Origin of the sequence: Kutzneria sp. NPDC051319 (genome assembly GCF_040682195.1) — a bacterium.
GTDB lineage: Bacteria > Actinomycetota > Actinomycetes > Mycobacteriales > Pseudonocardiaceae > Kutzneria.
Map to the genome: position 1 here is coordinate 132,854 of NZ_JBFBAM010000010.1, position 15,684 is coordinate 148,537.

At 70.5% G+C, this 15,684-nt stretch carries 20 protein-coding genes; 12 read left to right on the forward strand and 8 right to left on the reverse strand.

Annotated features, from left to right (window positions below; all coding sequences use genetic code 11):
- The first annotated feature begins 24 nt into the window (after positions 1-24).
- From AB0M73_RS12935 to AB0M73_RS12950, 4 genes are all read left to right on the forward strand, one after another.
- Entirely contained in the window at positions 25-1,518 is a 1,494-nt protein-coding gene (locus AB0M73_RS12935) for a cytochrome c biogenesis protein ResB (protein WP_052396708.1), read from the forward strand.
- Positions 1,518-2,477: a c-type cytochrome biogenesis protein CcsB gene (ccsB, locus tag AB0M73_RS12940; RefSeq protein ID WP_363890494.1), complete on the forward strand. Its 960-nt coding sequence runs from the start codon at positions 1,518-1,520 to the stop codon at positions 2,475-2,477. The genes AB0M73_RS12935 and ccsB overlap by 1 nt, the downstream gene beginning before the upstream one ends.
- Positions 2,478-2,564: 87 nt before the next feature.
- On the forward strand, positions 2,565-3,818 hold the full coding sequence (locus tag AB0M73_RS12945) for a MinD/ParA family protein (RefSeq protein WP_363890495.1): 1,254 nt from the start codon (positions 2,565-2,567) through the stop codon (positions 3,816-3,818).
- A gap of 7 nt (positions 3,819-3,825) precedes the next feature.
- On the forward strand, positions 3,826-4,959 hold the full coding sequence (locus tag AB0M73_RS12950) for a low temperature requirement protein A (protein ID WP_363890497.1): 1,134 nt from the start codon (positions 3,826-3,828) through the stop codon (positions 4,957-4,959).
- On the opposite strand, the gene AB0M73_RS12955 is transcribed toward AB0M73_RS12950, so the two are convergent.
- Complete coding sequence (locus AB0M73_RS12955) at positions 4,929-5,120, reverse strand: hypothetical protein (RefSeq protein ID WP_363890498.1); 192 nt, start codon at positions 5,118-5,120, stop codon at positions 4,929-4,931. The two genes, AB0M73_RS12950 and AB0M73_RS12955, sit on opposite strands and share 31 nt — an antisense overlap.
- Before the next feature lie 62 nt (positions 5,121-5,182).
- On the reverse strand, positions 5,183-5,416 hold the full coding sequence (locus tag AB0M73_RS12960; protein WP_043721356.1) for a BldC family transcriptional regulator: 234 nt from the start codon (positions 5,414-5,416) through the stop codon (positions 5,183-5,185).
- A 343-nt stretch (positions 5,417-5,759) separates the two neighbouring features.
- Between AB0M73_RS12960 and AB0M73_RS12965 the strand changes: the two genes are divergently transcribed.
- Genes AB0M73_RS12965 through AB0M73_RS12985 form a run of 5 tightly spaced genes read left to right on the forward strand, consistent with a single transcriptional unit; the run spans position 5,760 to position 8,180 of the window.
- Positions 5,760-6,227, forward strand: coding sequence for an Lrp/AsnC family transcriptional regulator (locus AB0M73_RS12965; RefSeq protein WP_043721357.1), 468 nt, complete (start codon positions 5,760-5,762; stop codon positions 6,225-6,227).
- 11 nt (positions 6,228-6,238) lie between these two features.
- On the forward strand, positions 6,239-6,496 hold the full coding sequence (locus AB0M73_RS12970) for a DUF4229 domain-containing protein (protein ID WP_043721359.1): 258 nt from the start codon (positions 6,239-6,241) through the stop codon (positions 6,494-6,496).
- On the forward strand, positions 6,493-7,569 hold the full coding sequence (locus AB0M73_RS12975) for a PLP-dependent cysteine synthase family protein (RefSeq protein ID WP_363890501.1): 1,077 nt from the start codon (positions 6,493-6,495) through the stop codon (positions 7,567-7,569). Before AB0M73_RS12970 ends, AB0M73_RS12975 begins: the two co-directional genes overlap by 4 nt.
- Positions 7,570-7,615: 46 nt before the next feature.
- Complete coding sequence (locus AB0M73_RS12980) at positions 7,616-7,846, forward strand: ribbon-helix-helix domain-containing protein (RefSeq protein ID WP_363890502.1); 231 nt, start codon at positions 7,616-7,618, stop codon at positions 7,844-7,846.
- On the forward strand, positions 7,833-8,180 hold the full coding sequence (locus AB0M73_RS12985; protein WP_363890505.1) for a type II toxin-antitoxin system PemK/MazF family toxin: 348 nt from the start codon (positions 7,833-7,835) through the stop codon (positions 8,178-8,180). Before AB0M73_RS12980 ends, AB0M73_RS12985 begins: the two co-directional genes overlap by 14 nt.
- Positions 8,181-8,188: 8 nt before the next feature.
- On the opposite strand, the gene AB0M73_RS12990 is transcribed toward AB0M73_RS12985, so the two are convergent.
- Positions 8,189-8,644: an SRPBCC family protein gene (locus AB0M73_RS12990; RefSeq protein ID WP_363890507.1), complete on the reverse strand. Its 456-nt coding sequence runs from the start codon at positions 8,642-8,644 to the stop codon at positions 8,189-8,191.
- On the reverse strand, positions 8,641-8,967 hold the full coding sequence (locus AB0M73_RS12995; RefSeq protein WP_043721366.1) for a metalloregulator ArsR/SmtB family transcription factor: 327 nt from the start codon (positions 8,965-8,967) through the stop codon (positions 8,641-8,643). The genes AB0M73_RS12990 and AB0M73_RS12995 overlap by 4 nt, the downstream gene beginning before the upstream one ends.
- Before the next feature lie 94 nt (positions 8,968-9,061).
- On the opposite strand from AB0M73_RS12995, the gene AB0M73_RS13000 reads away from it, so the two are divergent.
- From AB0M73_RS13000 to AB0M73_RS13010, 3 genes are read left to right on the forward strand one after another with little or no spacing between them, the layout of a single operon-like run.
- Positions 9,062-10,030, forward strand: coding sequence for a TIGR03086 family metal-binding protein (locus AB0M73_RS13000; RefSeq protein WP_363890511.1), 969 nt, complete (start codon positions 9,062-9,064; stop codon positions 10,028-10,030).
- Positions 10,030-10,692, forward strand: a complete 663-nt coding sequence (locus AB0M73_RS13005; protein ID WP_363890513.1) for a DUF899 family protein — start codon at positions 10,030-10,032, stop codon at positions 10,690-10,692. The genes AB0M73_RS13000 and AB0M73_RS13005 overlap by 1 nt, the downstream gene beginning before the upstream one ends.
- Before the next feature lie 28 nt (positions 10,693-10,720).
- Entirely contained in the window at positions 10,721-11,665 is a 945-nt protein-coding gene (locus tag AB0M73_RS13010) for a Gfo/Idh/MocA family oxidoreductase (protein ID WP_363890679.1), read from the forward strand.
- On the opposite strand, the gene AB0M73_RS13015 is transcribed toward AB0M73_RS13010, so the two are convergent.
- From AB0M73_RS13015 to AB0M73_RS13030, 4 genes are all read right to left on the reverse strand, one after another.
- Positions 11,662-12,540, reverse strand: a complete 879-nt coding sequence (locus AB0M73_RS13015; protein ID WP_363890516.1) for a 1,4-dihydroxy-2-naphthoate polyprenyltransferase — start codon at positions 12,538-12,540, stop codon at positions 11,662-11,664. The two genes, AB0M73_RS13010 and AB0M73_RS13015, sit on opposite strands and share 4 nt — an antisense overlap.
- A gap of 44 nt (positions 12,541-12,584) precedes the next feature.
- A complete protein-coding gene (locus AB0M73_RS13020; protein WP_363890519.1) occupies positions 12,585-13,535 on the reverse strand; it encodes a hypothetical protein in 951 nt (316 codons plus the stop codon).
- Between the two features lie 92 nt (positions 13,536-13,627).
- Positions 13,628-14,764, reverse strand: a complete 1,137-nt coding sequence (gene menE / locus AB0M73_RS13025) for an o-succinylbenzoate--CoA ligase (RefSeq protein ID WP_363890520.1) — start codon at positions 14,762-14,764, stop codon at positions 13,628-13,630.
- Positions 14,764-15,675 (reverse strand): 1,4-dihydroxy-2-naphthoyl-CoA synthase, encoded by a 912-nt coding sequence (locus AB0M73_RS13030; protein WP_363890522.1) that lies wholly within the window; start codon positions 15,673-15,675, stop codon positions 14,764-14,766. The genes menE and AB0M73_RS13030 overlap by 1 nt, the downstream gene beginning before the upstream one ends.
- Positions 15,676-15,684 lie beyond the last annotated feature (9 nt).

The following is a 15,684-nucleotide window of genomic DNA, read 5'->3' on the forward strand; positions in this document are numbered from 1 at the left end:
AACACCTGGCGCGGCCTGACGGCGATGCGCACGGCGCTGATCCTGCTGGCGCTGCTGGCCCTTGGCGCGCTGCCGGGGGCGCTGCTGCCGCAGCGGCAGCTGAACGCGGGCAAGGTCAGCGACTACATCACGGAGCACGGCTGGTGGGGCCGGCTGCTGGACACGCTCCAGTTCTACGACGTCTACGCCAGCGTCTGGTTCTCCGCGATCTACGTGCTGCTGTTCATCTCGCTCGTGGGCTGCCTGACGCCGCGCATGTTCGAGTACGCCAAGCAGGCCCGCCAGCAGCCGGTGATCACCCCGCGCAACCTGGCCCGGCTGCCGCACCACGGCACGTCCACTGTGGACGTCGCGGTGGACGACGTGGTCGAGGCCTCCCGCAAGCGCTTGCGGGGCTGGCGCATGGTCGTGCGCGAGGAGGACGACGGCGCCCGCACGATCAGCGCCGAACGCGGCTACCTGCGCGAGACCGGCAACCTCCTGTTCCACTTCGCGCTGCTGGGCCTGATCGTCGCCTTCGCCTTCGGCAAGCTGTTCGGCTACGCCGGCCAGGTCGCGGTGATCGCCAACGGCTCGCAATTCTGCAACTCCGGCCTGTTCGCGTACGACAGCTTCACGCCCGGCCTCAAGGTCGACGGCACCGAGCTGGACCCGTTCTGCATCAAGGTGAACGACTTCAAGGCCACCTACCTGCCGGACGGGCAGGCCAACAGCTTCGACACCGGCGTGCAGTACCAGACCGGCGCCGACCTGAACTCGGACCGGTGGGAGCCCTACGACCTGCGGTCCAACCACCCGCTGCGCACCGCGGGCGACCGCGTCTACCTGCTCGGCCACGGCTACGCCCCGCAGTTCACGGTCACCTTCCCGGACGGCCAGACCCGCACCAAGGCCATCCAGTGGAACCCCAGCGACCTGAACACCATGCTCTCCAGCGGCACCACCACGTTCGACCCGCCGAACACCACCGACGAGACCGAGCTGCGCAAGCACCAGATCGCCATCACGGGCCTGTTCGCGCCGACCGCGGTCTTCGACGGCACGCTGATGTCGTCGATCTACCCGGGGGCCAACGACCCGGCCGTCGCGGTCCAGGTCTACGAGGGCGACCTGGGCAACAACTCGGGCTACGCGCACAACCTGTTCACCATCGACCAGTCCATGGTGGAGCAGGGCCGGCTGGTGCAGAAGGCGATGAAGAACCTCAAGCTGGGCCAGGAGATCGCGCTCCCGGACGGCACGAAGATCAAGTTCGACAAGGCGCTGGAGTTCGTCGGCCTCCAGGTCTCGCACGACCCCAGCCAGGACTTCGTGCTGGTGTTCGCGGTGCTCATGCTGGTCGGCCTGATGGGCTCGCTGGCCATCAAGCGCCGCCGGCTGTGGCTGCGGGTGACACCTTCGGGTGAAGGTACGGTTGTCGAGGTCGGCGGCCTGGCCCGCACGGACCAGGCCGGGTACGGCGAGGAATTCACCAGGCTTTCCGCCGAACTCCTGACGGGGAAGAAGAGGGACACCTGATGCCGGTCAACGAGACGCTGGCCCGCTACAGCGACTGGAGCTACGTCTCCGCGGTCGTCGTCTACGTCCTGGCCATGGTGTTCTACCTGGTCGAACAGGCCATGACCAAGACCAGGCGGCAGGCCGCGCGCGAGCTGACCGCGGTCGGCGGCGGCAGCGCCGAGGCCGTCGACGCCCCGGCCGAGTCGGTCGTCGTCACGCGCTCGCCCCGGGCCGACCGCTTCGGCCGCATGGGTTTCTCCCTCAACGTGCTCGGTGTCCTGCTGCACGCCGCCGCGGTGATCCTGCGCGGTGTGGCCACGGACCGCGTGCCGTGGGGCAACATGTACGAGTACGGCTCGGCTGTCTGCCTGTTCGCCGTGATCGGCTGGCTGGTGCTGGCCAAGCGCTTCGACATCCGCCGCCTGAGCGTGTGGGTGCTGTTGCCGATCGTCGTGCTGCTGTTCCTCGGCGGCACCGCGCTCTACACCCCGGCCGCCCCCGTGCAGCCGGCGCTGCAGTCGTACTGGCTGGCCATCCACGTCACCGCGGTGTCCATCTCCAGCGGCCTGCTGCTGCTGCCCGGCGTGGCCAGCCTGCTGTACCTGTTCCGTGCCGCGTACGAGCGCAACGGCCGGTTCGCCGGCTTCGCCGCCCGGCTGCCCAAGGCCGAGGTGCTCGACCGGCTGGCCTACCGGGTCACCGTGGTCGGCTTCCCGCTGTTCACCTTCGCGATCATCTGCGGCGCGATCTGGGCCGAGTCGGCGTGGGGCCGGTTCTGGGGCTGGGACCCCAAGGAGACCTGCGCGTTCATCGCCTGGGTGATCTACGCGGTCTACCTGCACGCCCGGGCCACCGCCGGCTGGCGCGGCAACCGCGCGGCGGTGATCAACATCCTCGGCTTCGCGTCGATGGTGTTCAACCTGTTCTTCATCAACCTGGTGACATCGGGCCTGCACTCCTACGCCGGGGTCGCGTGACCCCGTGTCGACCCGGCGGAACGCGCCTACTACCGTCGTCAACGGACGGGGAGGTCTCGATCCGCTAGCGCAGGGAGGACCCCAGCGGTGACCGGTCGTTTTGATGAGTCCGAGGGCTGGAAGTCGCCCGGCCAGGATCAGGCCGTCCAGTCCGGTCCGCACCCCGTAGACCCGTCGTCCTCCGGGTCGTACCAGGTCAGCGGCGGTCAGTCCGGCCCGTATCCCGTGGGTGGCGGCCAGTCCGGCCCCTATCCGGTCGGCGGCGGCCAGTCCGGCCCGTACCCGGTGGACCCGGCCCAGCAGCCGCAGCCGCCCGCGCCGCAACCGCAGCAGCAGCCGGCCTACCAGCAGCAGCCCTACGCCCAGCCGGGTGGTTATCAGCAGCCGCAGTACGGCCAGCCGCCCCAGTACGGGCAGCAGCCCGGCCAGCAGGCGCTGTCCCCGCAGGAGCTGATCAAGCAGAACAAGCGGCCGCCGCAGTCCGGCTGGCGCCGCAGCCTGCACCAGCTCTCCGGCGGGCTGGTCAACCTGGGCGAGAGCCCGGCCGACGTGCGCCGCCGCGAGCTGATCGCCCGCATCAACCAGCCCCAGCGCGGCTGCTACAAGATCGCGATGCTGAGCCTGAAGGGCGGCGTCGGCAAGACCACCACCACGACCACGCTCGGCTCCACCTTCTCCTCGCTGCGCGGCGACCGCGTGATCGCGGTGGACGCCAACCCGGACCGGGGCACGCTCAGCCAGAAGATCCCGCTGGAGACCACCGCCACCGTGCGGCACCTGCTGCGCGACGCCAAGCGGATCACCCGCTACAGCGACGTGCGGGCCTACACCTCGCAGGGCCCGAGCCGGCTGGAAGTCCTTGCCAGCGAACAGGATCCGGCCGTCTCGGAGGCGTTCAGCGAGGACGACTACCGGCGCGTGGTCGACCTGCTGGAGCACTTCTACAACATCGTGCTCACCGACTGCGGCACCGGTCTGATGCACTCGGCCATGGCCGGCGTGCTCGACCTGGCCGACTCGCTGGTGATCGTCTCCTCCGGCTCGGTGGACGGCGCCAACAGCGCGTCGGCGACCATCGACTGGCTGGAGGCGCACGGCTACCGGGACCTGATCCGGCGCTCCGTGGCCGTGATCAACTCGGTGCGGCCGCGGGCCGGCAAGGTGGACCTGGACAAGCTGTCCCAGCACTTCGCCAGCCGCTGCCGCGCGGTCGTGCGCATCCCGTTCGACCCGCACCTGGAGGAGGGCGCGGAGATCGAGCTGGAGCGGCTCAGCCCGGACACGCGGCTGGCGCTGCTGGAGTTGGCGGCCACGGTCGCCGACGACTTCCCCACGCGCTGAGCCGAGCATGGCCGACGCGGCCGAGGACAGACTGAAGGTCAGCAGCCTTGAGCTGTTCTTCGATTTGGTGTTCGTCTTCACGATCACCCAGCTGACCTCGGTCCTATCGCACCATCTCGACCCGGTCGGGCTGGCGCAGATGGCGTTGCAGCTGGGCGTGATCTGGTGGATGTACGGCGGTTACGCCTGGCTGACCAACGCCGTGCCGCCGCGCAAGGCCACCACGCGTGGGCTGCTGGTGCTGGCCATGGTCGCCTACCTGGTGCTGGCCATCTCCGTGCCGAGCGCGTTCGAGGCGGACCGCTGGGTATTCGCCGGGGCGTACCTGGTGATCGTGCTGGTGCACAGCGGCGTGTTCCTGACGACCACGCATCCCGGCAACCGGCGCGGCATCCTCCGTGTGCTGCCGTGGAACCTGACCGTGCCGCTGCTGCTGTTCGTGGCCGCCGCGGTGCCGGACGGGCCGTGGCGGTGGGCCTGCTGGGCTCTGGTGGCCGTGCTGCTGTGGATCGGCGCGCTGGTGCGGCTGCCCGACGACATCGAGGTGCGCCCGTCGCACTTCGTGGAGCGACACGGGCTGGTGCTGATCATCGCCTTCGGCGAGTCGGTGGTGGCCGTCGGCATCGGGGCGGCCGACATCGAGGTGACGCCGGGCCTGATCGTGGCGGCCGCGCTGACCATGGTGATGCTGGCCGGGCTGTGGTGGTGCTACTTCGCCGGCGACAACGAGGAGCGGGCCGAGGCGGTGCTGTCCGGCGCCGCCAACCACAAGCGCGTCCTCATGTCGCTGCTCGGCTACGGGCACTGCTTCCTGTTGCTGCTCGGCGGCATCATCGTGCTCGCCGCCGGCGTGAAGAAGGCGGTCGCACACCCGTGGGACGCGCTCCCGGCGCCGGCCGCGCTGGCCCTCGGCGGGGGCGTCGCGCTCTACCTGGTCGGCGACGTGCTGCTGCGGCTGGTGCTGCACCTCGGATCGAACTGGACCCGCTGCGTCGCCGCGGTCCTTGCCGCGGCCAGCACGGTGGTGGGGGCGACCGGATCGGCCGTCGCCCAGCTCGCCGTGTTGACCGCGGTGGTGCTCCTGCTGGTGGCGGCCGAGCACCTGGGCCGTCAGCCTGGCGGGTTGCCGTCCTCGGGGTGACGCTTGGCCTGCTCGGCCAGCTTGCGCAGGAACTCGGGGTCGTCATCCGGCCCGACACCGCGCTTGGCCTTGCTGCCGACGTGCACCCGGTCGGAGCCGAATGCGCGCCAGAGCAGATAGGCCACGGTTATCGCGCCGATCACCGCGAGCAGGTAGACCATGCGGCACCTCCGGTCAACTGCTCCGAGACTATCTCGTGAACAGTGGGTTCGGGGTGTGCCGCTCAGGCGTTACGCACCGGCTCCGTCGCCTCGGTGGTCAGCTCGGCGAGCAGGGTCTTCACCTCGGACTCGCGGAACCGCCGGTGGCCGCCGGGGGTGCGGATGGAGCCGATCCGGCCCGCCGTCGCCCAGCGGGTGACGGTCTTGGGGTCGACACGGAACAGGGTGGCCACCTCGCCGGGGGTGAGCAGGCGCTCTCCGGCGTGCTGGCGGGGGTGCGGCACGGTCGCGGTCACTCTCGACCTCCCAGTCGCTTGGTTCGGGCGTTCCGGTCGCATCGTGGCATCTCACCCTGCGGGTACTCGAACGCTTGGGTGGAGGTAAAGAGGTAGTAAGGCCCAAAAGGTACAAAAGCGGGCAGCGGTGCATACGTTTGCACAAGCGCTCCCGACAGGGGCGCGGCGGGCCGTGCACCAATGATCACCTGTTCTACGCCGTCACCGGTCTAGGCCTTGTGAAGTCCAGAGACCGCGAGGCCGCGCCGGTGCCTGGACCGTCGGTCAGGGAAGGCGCCGGTCACGAGCGGCCGAGCCGCGACGCCGAAGGCGGCGCCGACAAACACAGTCCTAAGATTTCCGGATGGACGCCCTGGATCGTCAGATCATCGCCGCCCTGCGGGCCAACGGGCGGGCGACCTACGCCGACCTCGGCCGCCAGGTCGGCCTGTCCGCCTCCGCCGTGCACGAGCGGGTCGGCAAGCTGGAGTCCTCCGGCGTGATCACCGGCTACCACGCGGTCGTCGACCCGCGGCTGGTCGGCCTGGACGTGACCTCGCTGGTCGGCATCCACGTGTCCGACACCGGCGACGACGACGAGGTGGCAGCCGCGCTGGCCCGGCTGCCCGAGGTCGAGTCCTGCTACGCGGTGGCCGGCGACGAGGCCTTCGTGGTCAAGGTCCGGGTGGCGACCGTCGACGACCTGGAGCGGGCGCTGCGCCGGTTGCGCAAGATCGACGGCGTGGCCCGGACCAACACCACGGTGGTGCTGTCCACCCGTTTCGAGGGACGGCCCAACAGCCCCGAGGAGCTCGGCGCCTGGGCCGAGTAACCTGGGCAGCCGTGGAGACCAGCACTTTCGGCCGTGACATCGCGCTGTACACGGGGGCCCGGATCGGGCTGCTCGTGGTGATCGCGTTCCTGCTCACGCTCGCCCATGTGCCGCTGCTCATCGCCCTCGCGGTCGGGCTCGTGCTGGCCTGGCCGCTGTCCATGGTGCTGCTGCGGCCGCTGAACGCCCGCATCGCCGCCGCGCTCACCGAGCGCCGGGCCGAGCGCCTGAAGATGCGCGCCGAGCTGCGCGGGGAGGCGTCCGAATGAGCGTCGACGCCACCCGATGTTGGGTCCGTGAGGCCGTCCGCATCATCGAGGCCGACGCCAACCGCAGCGCCGACACGCACCTGCTGGCCTTCCCGCTGCCGCGGGAGTGGGGCGTGGACCTCTATCTCAAGGACGAGTCAACTCATCCGACCGGTTCTCTCAAGCACCGCCTGGCCCGATCGCTGTTCCTGTACGCCATCTGCAACGGTTGGGTGACCAAGGGCACACCGGTGATCGAGGCGTCGTCCGGCTCGACCGCCGTCTCCGAGGCCTACTTCGCCCGCCTGCTGGGCCTGCCGTTCATCGCCGTCATGCCCCGGTCCACCAGCCGGGAGAAGATCACCCTCATCGAGCGCCAGGGCGGCACCTGCCACTTCGTGGACGAGCCCGGCGCCATCTACGACGAGTCCCGGCGGCTGGCCGGCGAGCTCAGCGGCCACTACATGGACCAGTTCACCCATGCGGAGCGGGCCACGGACTGGCGGGGCAACAACAACATCGCCGAGTCGATCTTCGACCAGATGGCCTCCGAGCAGCACCCCGAGCCGGCCTGGGTGGTCGTCGGCGCCGGCACCGGCGGCACCAGCGCCACCATCGGCCGCTACGTGCGCTACCGCCGGCTGAGCACCCGCCTCGCCGTCGTCGATCCCGAGATCTCGGTGTTCTACGACGCCTGGCAGTCCGCCTCGCCCGCGCTGACCGGCTGCAAGGGCTCGCGCATCGAGGGCATCGGCCGTCCCCGCGTCGAGCCCTCCTTCGTCGGCGACGTCATCGACCACATGATCAAGGTCCCGGACGCCGCCTCCATCGCCACCATCCGCTACGTGCGCGACCTGCTCGGCCGCAAGGTCGGCGGCTCCACCGGCACCAACCTGTGGGGCGCCTTCCAGATCATCGCCGGCATGCGCCGCCACGACCGCGCCGGCAGCGTCGTCTCCCTGCTCTGCGACGGCGGCGAGCGCTACGAGAACACCTACTACGACGACGCCTGGGTCGCCGCCCAGGGCCTCGACCTGCGCCCCCACACCCAGACCCTGGAGAAGTTCTTCGCCACCGGAGACTGGGTGGCCTGAACTCGATATTGCCACCAAGGTTCCTACCGCTGGTAGTATTGCTGGTATGAAACTCAGTGTGAGCTTGCCGGAGGAAGACGTCGGCTTCGTTGACGAGTATGTGAAGCACACCGGAAGTTCCTCGCGATCGGCTGCCATCCACGACGCGATTGCGCTACTGCGCAGTGCCAGCTTGGAGGACGCCTACCTGGTCGCATGGCAGGAGTGGGAATCCGACGGCGAAGCCGAAGTCTGGGAGATCGCCGTCGGAGACGGGGTCGTCGATGCGCAGGGGTGACGTCTACTGGGCCGATCTTGAACCTGCGCGTGGTTCTGAGGCCAACAAGGTCAGGCCGGCCGTGATCGTGAGCAACGACGCGGCGAATCGCGCTGCCGACAGGGCTGGGCGTGGCATTGTGACCATCGTGCCGGTGACCTCGAACACCGCCAGAATTCTGCCGTTCCACGTCCTGCTGACCGCCGGGGACAGCGGACTCTCGGCTGGCTCCAAGGCGCAGGCCGAACAGGTGCGCGCGGTGTCGACGGATCGACTGCACGGCCGGATCGGGGAGCTTCCTGTCGAGACGCTGAAGCAGGTGGACGAGGCCCTTCGGCTGCATCTCGCGCTGTAGGGCCTGAGCTACTCCTCCGCGCCTTCGTCGGGGCCGGGGTCGCCGCCTTCGGCCCGCACGACCAGACGGTCCAGGTAGTGGTTCCAGCCGATGCCGTGGGACTGGAACAGCTCCAGCGGCAGGCCGCGGTGGGTGAGGGTGAGCACGGTGGCGGCGCCGTCCGGCCGCAGGGTGATGTCCACAGTGGACGAACCGGGCGGCACGGGGTTGCCGGGCGTCTCCCAGCCCCACGTGAAGGCGATGCGGTGGTAGGGCTCGACGGCGACGAAGCGGCCGGAGGCCACGTTGCCCTCGCGCACGTTCATCCGGAACACGCCGCCGGGCCGCGGATCGATCTCGGCCTCCTCGCCCTGCCACAGCAGCCAGCGGTCGGCGTCGGTGAAGAACGAGAACACGGTCGGCGGCAGGGCGTTGATGCGCCGCTCCACGACCAGTTCCGGGGCCTGCGTCGACGGCTCGGTCATGCCGACCGTCCCTCCTGTTCGGCGTTGTCCCGCTCGACCTGTTCGGCCAACGCGGCGAGGGTGTCCAACTCGGCGGTCCACATCGACTCCAGCCACGCGGCCAGCGGCCCGAGCGCGGCGCGGTCGGCGCGGTAGAGCCGCCGGTTGCCGTCCTTTCGCACGCTGACCAGCCCGGCCTTGCGCAGCACGGCGAGGTGCTGCGACACGGCCCCGAACGTCACGTCGAAGTGGGCGGCGACGTCGCCGGCCGAGCGCTCGGCGTCCCACACCAGGCGCAGGATCTCCCTCCGGCGGGGTTCGGCCACCGCGTGCAGCGCGTCCACGTCGGCAGTTTAGCGCCGACTAAAGCTTGCGGACAGTGCCCGTCGGGGCTAACTTTAGCCACGGCTAAAATAGGTCCCGACGAAGGAGCCCGAGATGACCGTGGACGTGAGCGTGCAGGTGCCGACGAGCGCCGAGGAGACCTACGCCTGGCTGACCGAGCCGGCCCGGCTGCGCCGGTGGCAGATCATCGCCGGCAGCACGGAGCTGCGGGTCGGCGGCGAGTTCCGCTGGCTGATCGCCCCGGGCCACACCGCGCTGGGCGCCTTCACGGCGATCGAGCCGGGCCGGCTGGTCTCCACCTGGGGCTGGGAGAACAACGAGGAGGTGCCGCCCGGTTCGTCCACTGTGGAGCTCACGGTCGAGCCGAATGCCGACGGCGCAACGGTTCGGCTCGTGCACGAGGGCCTGCTGTCCGACGCGCAGGCCAAGGGCCACACCGAGGGCTGGGAGCACTTCCTCCAGCGTCTCAAGGCCGTGACCACGACCGGCGACGCCGGCCCCGACGAGTTCTCGGCGATGAGCGAGGAGAACAGGCTCGACGCGGCCGAGGCGTCGCTGGCGGTCTGCCTCCGTGTGCTGCGGGCCATCGGCGCCGACCACGGCACCGACCAGACGCCGTGTGCGAAGTTCACCGTGGACGACCTCCTTGAGCACCTGCTCGGTTCGCTTGTCGCCCTCGGGGGCATGGCCGGGCGGCCGTTCGAGGCCACCACCGCCGGCACGCCCGAGGAGCGGGTCGCCGACGCCGGCCTGCGCGCGACCGAGGCGTGGCGGGCTCGGGGCCTCGACGGCATGGTCACCAGCCGCGTCGGCGAGATCCCGGCCGAGCTGGGGGCATCCATCCTGTCGGTCGAACTTCTCGTGCACGCCTGGGATTTCGCCACCGCGACCGGCGTGGCCATCGCCGCCGACGACAAGCTCAGCGCCTACGTCCGGGAACTGGCCGGCACCCTGATCGCGCCGCAGATGCGCGACGGCGACCAGTTCGCCGCCGAGGTTCCCGTCGGCCCCGATGCGGGCACCCTCGAGAAGCTCATCGCCTACACCGGAAGGGCGGCCTGATGGAGTACACGAACCTGCCCGAGTCCGCCGAGTACCTCAAGGCCCGCGAGGAACTGCGGCTCGCCGAGATAGACCTGATGCGACAACGGGAACGCGTCGCCCAGCAGCGCCGCGACCTCCCGCCCGGCCCAGTGATGCCCAACTACGCCTTCGACAACGGCGCCGTGACGCTGGGCGACCTCGTCACCGACCGGCCGTTGATCGTCTATCACCTGATGTACGGCAAGAAGCAGACCACGCCCTGTCCGATGTGCACGATGTGGCTCGACGGCTTCAACGGCGTCGCCCACCACATCGCCCGCAACGCCGACTTCGCGGTCGTCGCCGCGGCCGAGCCGGACGAGCTCCGGCGCTTCGGACGTGAGCGCGGCTGGGACCAGCTGCGGCTGCTTTCCTGCGGTGACAACACGTTCAAGCGCGATCTGCGCAGCGAGGACGAGGCCGGCAACCAGGACTCCACCCTCTCCGTGTTCGCCCGTGACGGCGAGGGCGAGATCCGGCACCACTACACGACCCGGCCGCGCATGGGGGAGGACATCCAGGAGCGCGGCATCGACCTGTACGCCCCGGTGTGGCAGCTGCTCGACCTGACGCCATCCGGCCGTGGCGACTGGTATGCCGGTCTCGACTACGGTCGACTCGTCAGCGGGAACCGAACCTGAGACGAGGGCACGCGCGGTGAGCAATCCGGTGCGGTGGGGAATCATGGGCACGGGCGGGATCGCGGGGGCGTTCGCGACCGACCTGAAGCTGACCGACTCCGGCACGGTCGTGGCCGTCGGCTCACGCAGCCAGGCCTCGGCCGACCGGTTCGCCGACGCGATCGGCATCGAGCGCCGGCACGCCAGCTACGAGGACCTGGCCGCCGATCCCGACGTCGACGCCGTCTACGTCGCCACGCCGCACCCGCTGCACCACCCCAACGCGCTGCTGGCCCTGCGCGCGGGCAAGCCGGTCCTGGTGGAGAAGCCGTTCACCATGAACGCCGGCGAGGCCCGCGAGCTGGTGAAAGTGGCTCGGGACAACAACGTCTTCCTCATGGAGGCGATGTGGACCCGGTTCCTGCCCGGTATTCGGCACGTCCGCGAGCTGATCGGCGGCATCGGTGACGTCGTCACCGTCACCGCCGATCACGGGCAGTGGTTCGCCGAGGACGCCGAGCACCGGCTGTTCGCGCCCGCGCTGGGCGGCGGCGCGCTGCTGGACCTGGGCGTGTACGTGGTGTCCTTCGCGTCCATGGTGCTCGGCGCGCCCAGCAAGATCGTGTCCATCGTCGACCCGGCCTTCACCGGCGTCGACGGCCAGACCTCGATGATCCTCGGTTACGGCAGCGGCGCGCAGGCCGTGCTGACCTGCACCCTGCGGGCCAAGAGCCCCACCCGGGCGGCCATCATCGGCACCGACGGCCGGATCGAGATCGACGGCCCCTTCTACGCCCCGGCCACGGTCACCCTGACCCCGCGCGACGGCGAGCCCACGGTGTTCGAGTCCGTGCACGAGGGCAGCGGCCTGCGCCACGAGGCCGACGAGGTGGCGCTGCGCCTGGCCGCCGGCGACACCGAAAGCCCCCTCATGCCCCTGGACGAGACGGTGTCGATCATGGAGACGATGGACGCGGTGCTGGCCCAGGCCTAGTGGGCGCCCAGGGCGAGGCCAGCCGCGGTGGCGACGGCCCACACCAGCATGGCCAGGCCCGTGTCCCGCAGCACCGGGATGAGGGCCTTGCCGCCGGCGCCCTTGATCATCTTGCGGGAGCTGGTCAGCAGCAGCGGCAGGGCCAGGAAGCCCAGCAGCAGGTAGCCGTCGCGCAGGCTGCCGACGATGCTGACCAGGAACGGCACCAGGATCAGGCCCAGGTACAGGTTGCGGGTGTCCCGGTCGCCGATCAGCACGGCCAGCGTGCGCTTGCCGGACTCGGTGTCGGTGGGGATGTCCCGCAGGTTGTTGGCCACCAGCACGGCGCTGGAGAAGCAGCCGATGGCCACCGCCCCGCCGATGCCGTAGCCGCTGAACTGCCCGGCCTGCACGTACAGCGTGCCGAGCACGGCGATCAGGCCGAAGCAGATGAACACCGCGACCTCGCCGAGGCCGGCGTAGCCGTAGGGGCGCTTGCCGCCGGTGTAGAACCAGGCCGCCGCGATGCACAGAGCGCCGACCGCGATCAGCCAGTACGAGCCGCTCAGCACCGTCACGGCCAGGCCGGCGACCGCCGCCACGCCGAAGCAGACGAACGCCGCCAGGCGCACCGTCTGGGGCTTGGCGACCTTGGACCCGACCAGCCGCAGCGGGCCGACCCGCACGTCGTCGGTGCCCCGCACGCCGTCGGAGTAGTCGTTGGCGAAGTTCACGCCGATGATCAGGGCCAGCGCGACGACCAGCGTCAGCACGCCCCTCGTCACGTCGAACGCGCCGAGCGCGAGCGCGGCGCCGTTGCCCACCAGCACCGGGGCGATGGCGTTGGGCAGGGTGCGCGGTCGGGCACCCTCGATCCACTGTGCGACCGTGGCCATGCCGTCATCTTCCGACACGGCCACGGCCGCCCGTCAACCAGGGCCTATGTCCACAGGTAGGTGACGGTCACCCAGGCGTTGTCGGTGAGCTTGAGGCCGTCGAGGAAGGTGCCGTCGGCCAGGTCGATGCCGGCCGGGTTGGAGACCTTGCGGCCGAACTGGTCCTTGCCGCCGTTGTAGCCGCTCTGGTACGCCGCCTGCGCCTCGGGCTTGCCCTGCGGCAGGTCCTTCCAGGACTGCCGGCTGGCCTTCGGGTTCCAGTAGTCGTCCTTGGTGTTCCAGGGCCCGACGTCCCACACCGGGGCGGTCTCGCAGCGGCCGTTGGCCGCGCAGACCTTCACCTGGTACGTCTTCTTCCCGTTGGGGGACAAGGACTTTCCGGACGGCAGCGCGACGAAGTGGTCCCGTGACTTGATCTTGTGGCCATTGGCCGTGGTGCCGCCGACCAGGCCCTCGCGGGTCGCGTACACCTTGTACGACCGCGACGCCAGCGGGGCGGCCATGGGCGTCATGGCGGTGCCGGCCGTCAGCGTCAGCCTGCGGGCCTCCAGGCCGGTCGAGCCGGCCGGGGCGGTGAGCATCATTCGGGCCTGCACGGTCGCGCTGGCCTCGGGCAGCACGGCCGGGGCGTCCGGCGTCGCCTCCGTCCACTCGGTCCACTGGCCGTCCGCGCGCAGGCCGCGCACGTCGACCGCCAGCTCCGAGTCGGCCGGCACGGTGGCGTCCACAGTGGCCGAGACGGTGTTCGACTTCGCCGGCAGCTGCCGCGGGTCGAACATGATGATGCCGGTCTCCAGGTCCAGCTGGTCGGTCGCGGCGTGGGCCGGGCCGCCGGCCAGGCGGACCAGGCCGTCGGCGTTGGCGATGTTGCTGTTGTCCTCGTTGTGCGACGCCAGATCGGCCGTCCAGGTGGTGCTCGTCGCGGCGGTGGCCGGGGCCGTCGCCGCCAGCGTGAGGGCGGCGGCCGCCGCCAGCAGCAGGGGTGTTGTTCGCATGCACCGAGGGAATCGGTGACTTCGTGACTACTCAACGTGATACGGCGATGTGCCCGTGAATTGCTCACAACGTCGTCGGTCACGTCTGCCGGTCAGCCGAGTGCCTTCCTGAGGGCCGCTCGGTCCACCTTGCCCGGGCCCAGCAGCGGCAGCGCCGGCAGGAACCGGATCACCTTCGGCACCGCCGCGCGGCCGGCCCGGTCCCGGACCGCCTCGCGCAGCCGCTGTTCGCTCGGCTCACCGTCGGCGACCACCGCGGCGGCGACGATCTGGCCCCATTCCGGGTGCGGCAGGCCGACCACGCAGGCGTCGGCGACGCCCTCGACCGCCGTCAGGGCCCGTTCGACCAGCAGCGGGGCGATTTTCACGCCACCAGTGTTGATCACGTCGTCGATCCGGCCGATCACCTCAAGGCGGCCGTCATCGGTCCAACGGCCGAGGTCGCTGGTGCGAAACCAGCCGTCCACGAACGGGGACTCGCCGTCGAAGTTGCGATAGCCGTCGGCCAACATCGGCCCCCTGATGTCGATGCGGCCATCGCTCAGCCGGATCTCGACGCCGTCCAGCGGCACGCCGTCGTACACGCAGCCGCTGGCCGTCTCGCTCATGCCGTACGAGGGGACGGCGTTGACGCCTTCCTCCCGGCACCGCCGAAGCAGGTCCTCGGGCATGGCCGCCCCGCCCATGACGATCGCGTCGAAGCCCCGGAGCGCTTCGAGGGCGCCGTCGTCGGCCATCAGCCGGGTCAACTGGGTCGGCACCAGGGCGGTGTAGTGCCGCCCCGGCGCCTCCAGCGCCACGAAGGCCGCCTTGGTGAAGCTCTCCGCACGGAAACCGTCCGTCAGGTCGTCCACGACCGGCTCTGTGCCCGCGAGCAGCGAGCGGATCAGCACCTGAAGGCCGCCGATGTACCGTGCCGACATCGCCAGCAGCCACGTGCCCGGCCCGCCCAGACGGGCGTGGGTGGCCATGGCGGAGGCCTTGATGGCGTCGGACGACAGCAAGGCGCCCTTCGGTGCCCCCGTCGACCCCGACGTGCCGATGACCAGCGCGATCCGGTCGTCCACCGGCCGGTCCACCTCCAGCGCCGCCGGCAGGCCCGGCTCCTGGTCGGTGACCGGCAGCAGCGCCGGGCCGTCGCCGTCCAGCGCCGCCGCCAGGGCCGGCAGCAGCGCCAGCACCTCGGCCGGCCGGGTCGGGACGGGCAGGGCCCGCAGCTCGCGAGGCATCAGAAGTAGTACGGGTAGTCGGACCAGTCGGGGTCGCGCTTCTCCAGGAAGGCGTTGCGGCCCTCGACGGCTTCGTCGGTCATGTAGGCCAGGCGCGTGGTCTCGCCGGCGAAGATCTGCTGGCCGACCAGGCCGTCGTCGATCATGTTGAACGCGTACTTGAGCATGCGCTGCGCGGTCGGGGACTTGCCGTTGACCTCGCGGGCCCACTCCAGCGCGGTCTTCTCCAGGTCCTCGTGCGGCACGACCGCGTTGACCATGCCCATCTGGTGGGCTTGCTCGGCGGTGTAGGGGCGGCCGAGGAAGAAGATCTCGCGGGCGAACTTCTGGCCGGTCTGGCGGGCCAGGTAGGCCGAGCCGTAGCCGCCGTCGAAGCTGCCCACGTCGGAGTCGGTCTGCTTGAAGCGGGCGTGCTCGGCGCTGGCCAGGGTGAGATCGCACACCACGTGCAGGCTGTGCCCGCCGCCGGCGGCCCAGCCGGGGACCACGGCGATGACGACCTTGGGCATGAACCGGATCAGCCGCTGGCATTCCAGGATGTGCAGCCGGCCGGCGCGGGCGCGGTCCACGGTGTCGGCGGTGTCGCCGGTCGCGTACTGGTAGCCGTCGCGGCCGCGGATGCGCTGGTCGCCGCCGGAGCAGAAGGCCCAGCCGCCGTCCTTGGGGGACGGTCCGTTGCCGGTGATCAGCACGCAGCCGACGTCGGAGGACATCCGGGCGTGGTCCAGCGCGACGTAGAGCTCGTCCACGGTGTGCGGACGGAAGGCGTTGCGCACCTCGGGCCGGTTGAACGCGATGCGGACCGTTCCCTGGTCCACGGCGCGGTGGTAGGTGATGTCGGTGAAGGTGAAGCCGTCGACGGCGCGCCACGCGCTCGGGTCGAACAAGTCGGACACGTGTTCATCAGGCACACCTGGGAG

Coding starts and splice junctions, on each gene's coding strand:
- AB0M73_RS12965 (WP_043721357.1), top strand. CDS start 5,760: ATGGACGCCCTGGATCGTCAGATCATCGCCGCCCTGCGGGCCAACGGG.
- AB0M73_RS12980 (WP_363890502.1), top strand. CDS start 7,616: ATGAAACTCAGTGTGAGCTTGCCGGAGGAAGACGTCGGCTTCGTTGAC.
- AB0M73_RS12935 (WP_052396708.1), top strand. CDS start 25: ATGCGCACGGCGCTGATCCTGCTGGCGCTGCTGGCCCTTGGCGCGCTG.
- AB0M73_RS13020 (WP_363890519.1), bottom strand. CDS start 13,535: ATGCGAACAACACCCCTGCTGCTGGCGGCGGCCGCCGCCCTCACGCTG.
- AB0M73_RS12975 (WP_363890501.1), top strand. CDS start 6,493: ATGAGCGTCGACGCCACCCGATGTTGGGTCCGTGAGGCCGTCCGCATC.
- menE (WP_363890520.1), bottom strand. CDS start 14,764: ATGCCTCGCGAGCTGCGGGCCCTGCCCGTCCCGACCCGGCCGGCCGAG.
- AB0M73_RS13005 (WP_363890513.1), top strand. CDS start 10,030: ATGGAGTACACGAACCTGCCCGAGTCCGCCGAGTACCTCAAGGCCCGC.
- AB0M73_RS12990 (WP_363890507.1), bottom strand. CDS start 8,644: ATGACCGAGCCGTCGACGCAGGCCCCGGAACTGGTCGTGGAGCGGCGC.
- AB0M73_RS12985 (WP_363890505.1), top strand. CDS start 7,833: ATGCGCAGGGGTGACGTCTACTGGGCCGATCTTGAACCTGCGCGTGGT.
- AB0M73_RS12950 (WP_363890497.1), top strand. CDS start 3,826: ATGGCCGACGCGGCCGAGGACAGACTGAAGGTCAGCAGCCTTGAGCTG.
- AB0M73_RS12955 (WP_363890498.1), bottom strand. CDS start 5,120: ATGGTCTACCTGCTCGCGGTGATCGGCGCGATAACCGTGGCCTATCTG.
- AB0M73_RS13015 (WP_363890516.1), bottom strand. CDS start 12,540: ATGGCCACGGTCGCACAGTGGATCGAGGGTGCCCGACCGCGCACCCTG.
- AB0M73_RS13000 (WP_363890511.1), top strand. CDS start 9,062: ATGACCGTGGACGTGAGCGTGCAGGTGCCGACGAGCGCCGAGGAGACC.
- ccsB (WP_363890494.1), top strand. CDS start 1,518: ATGCCGGTCAACGAGACGCTGGCCCGCTACAGCGACTGGAGCTACGTC.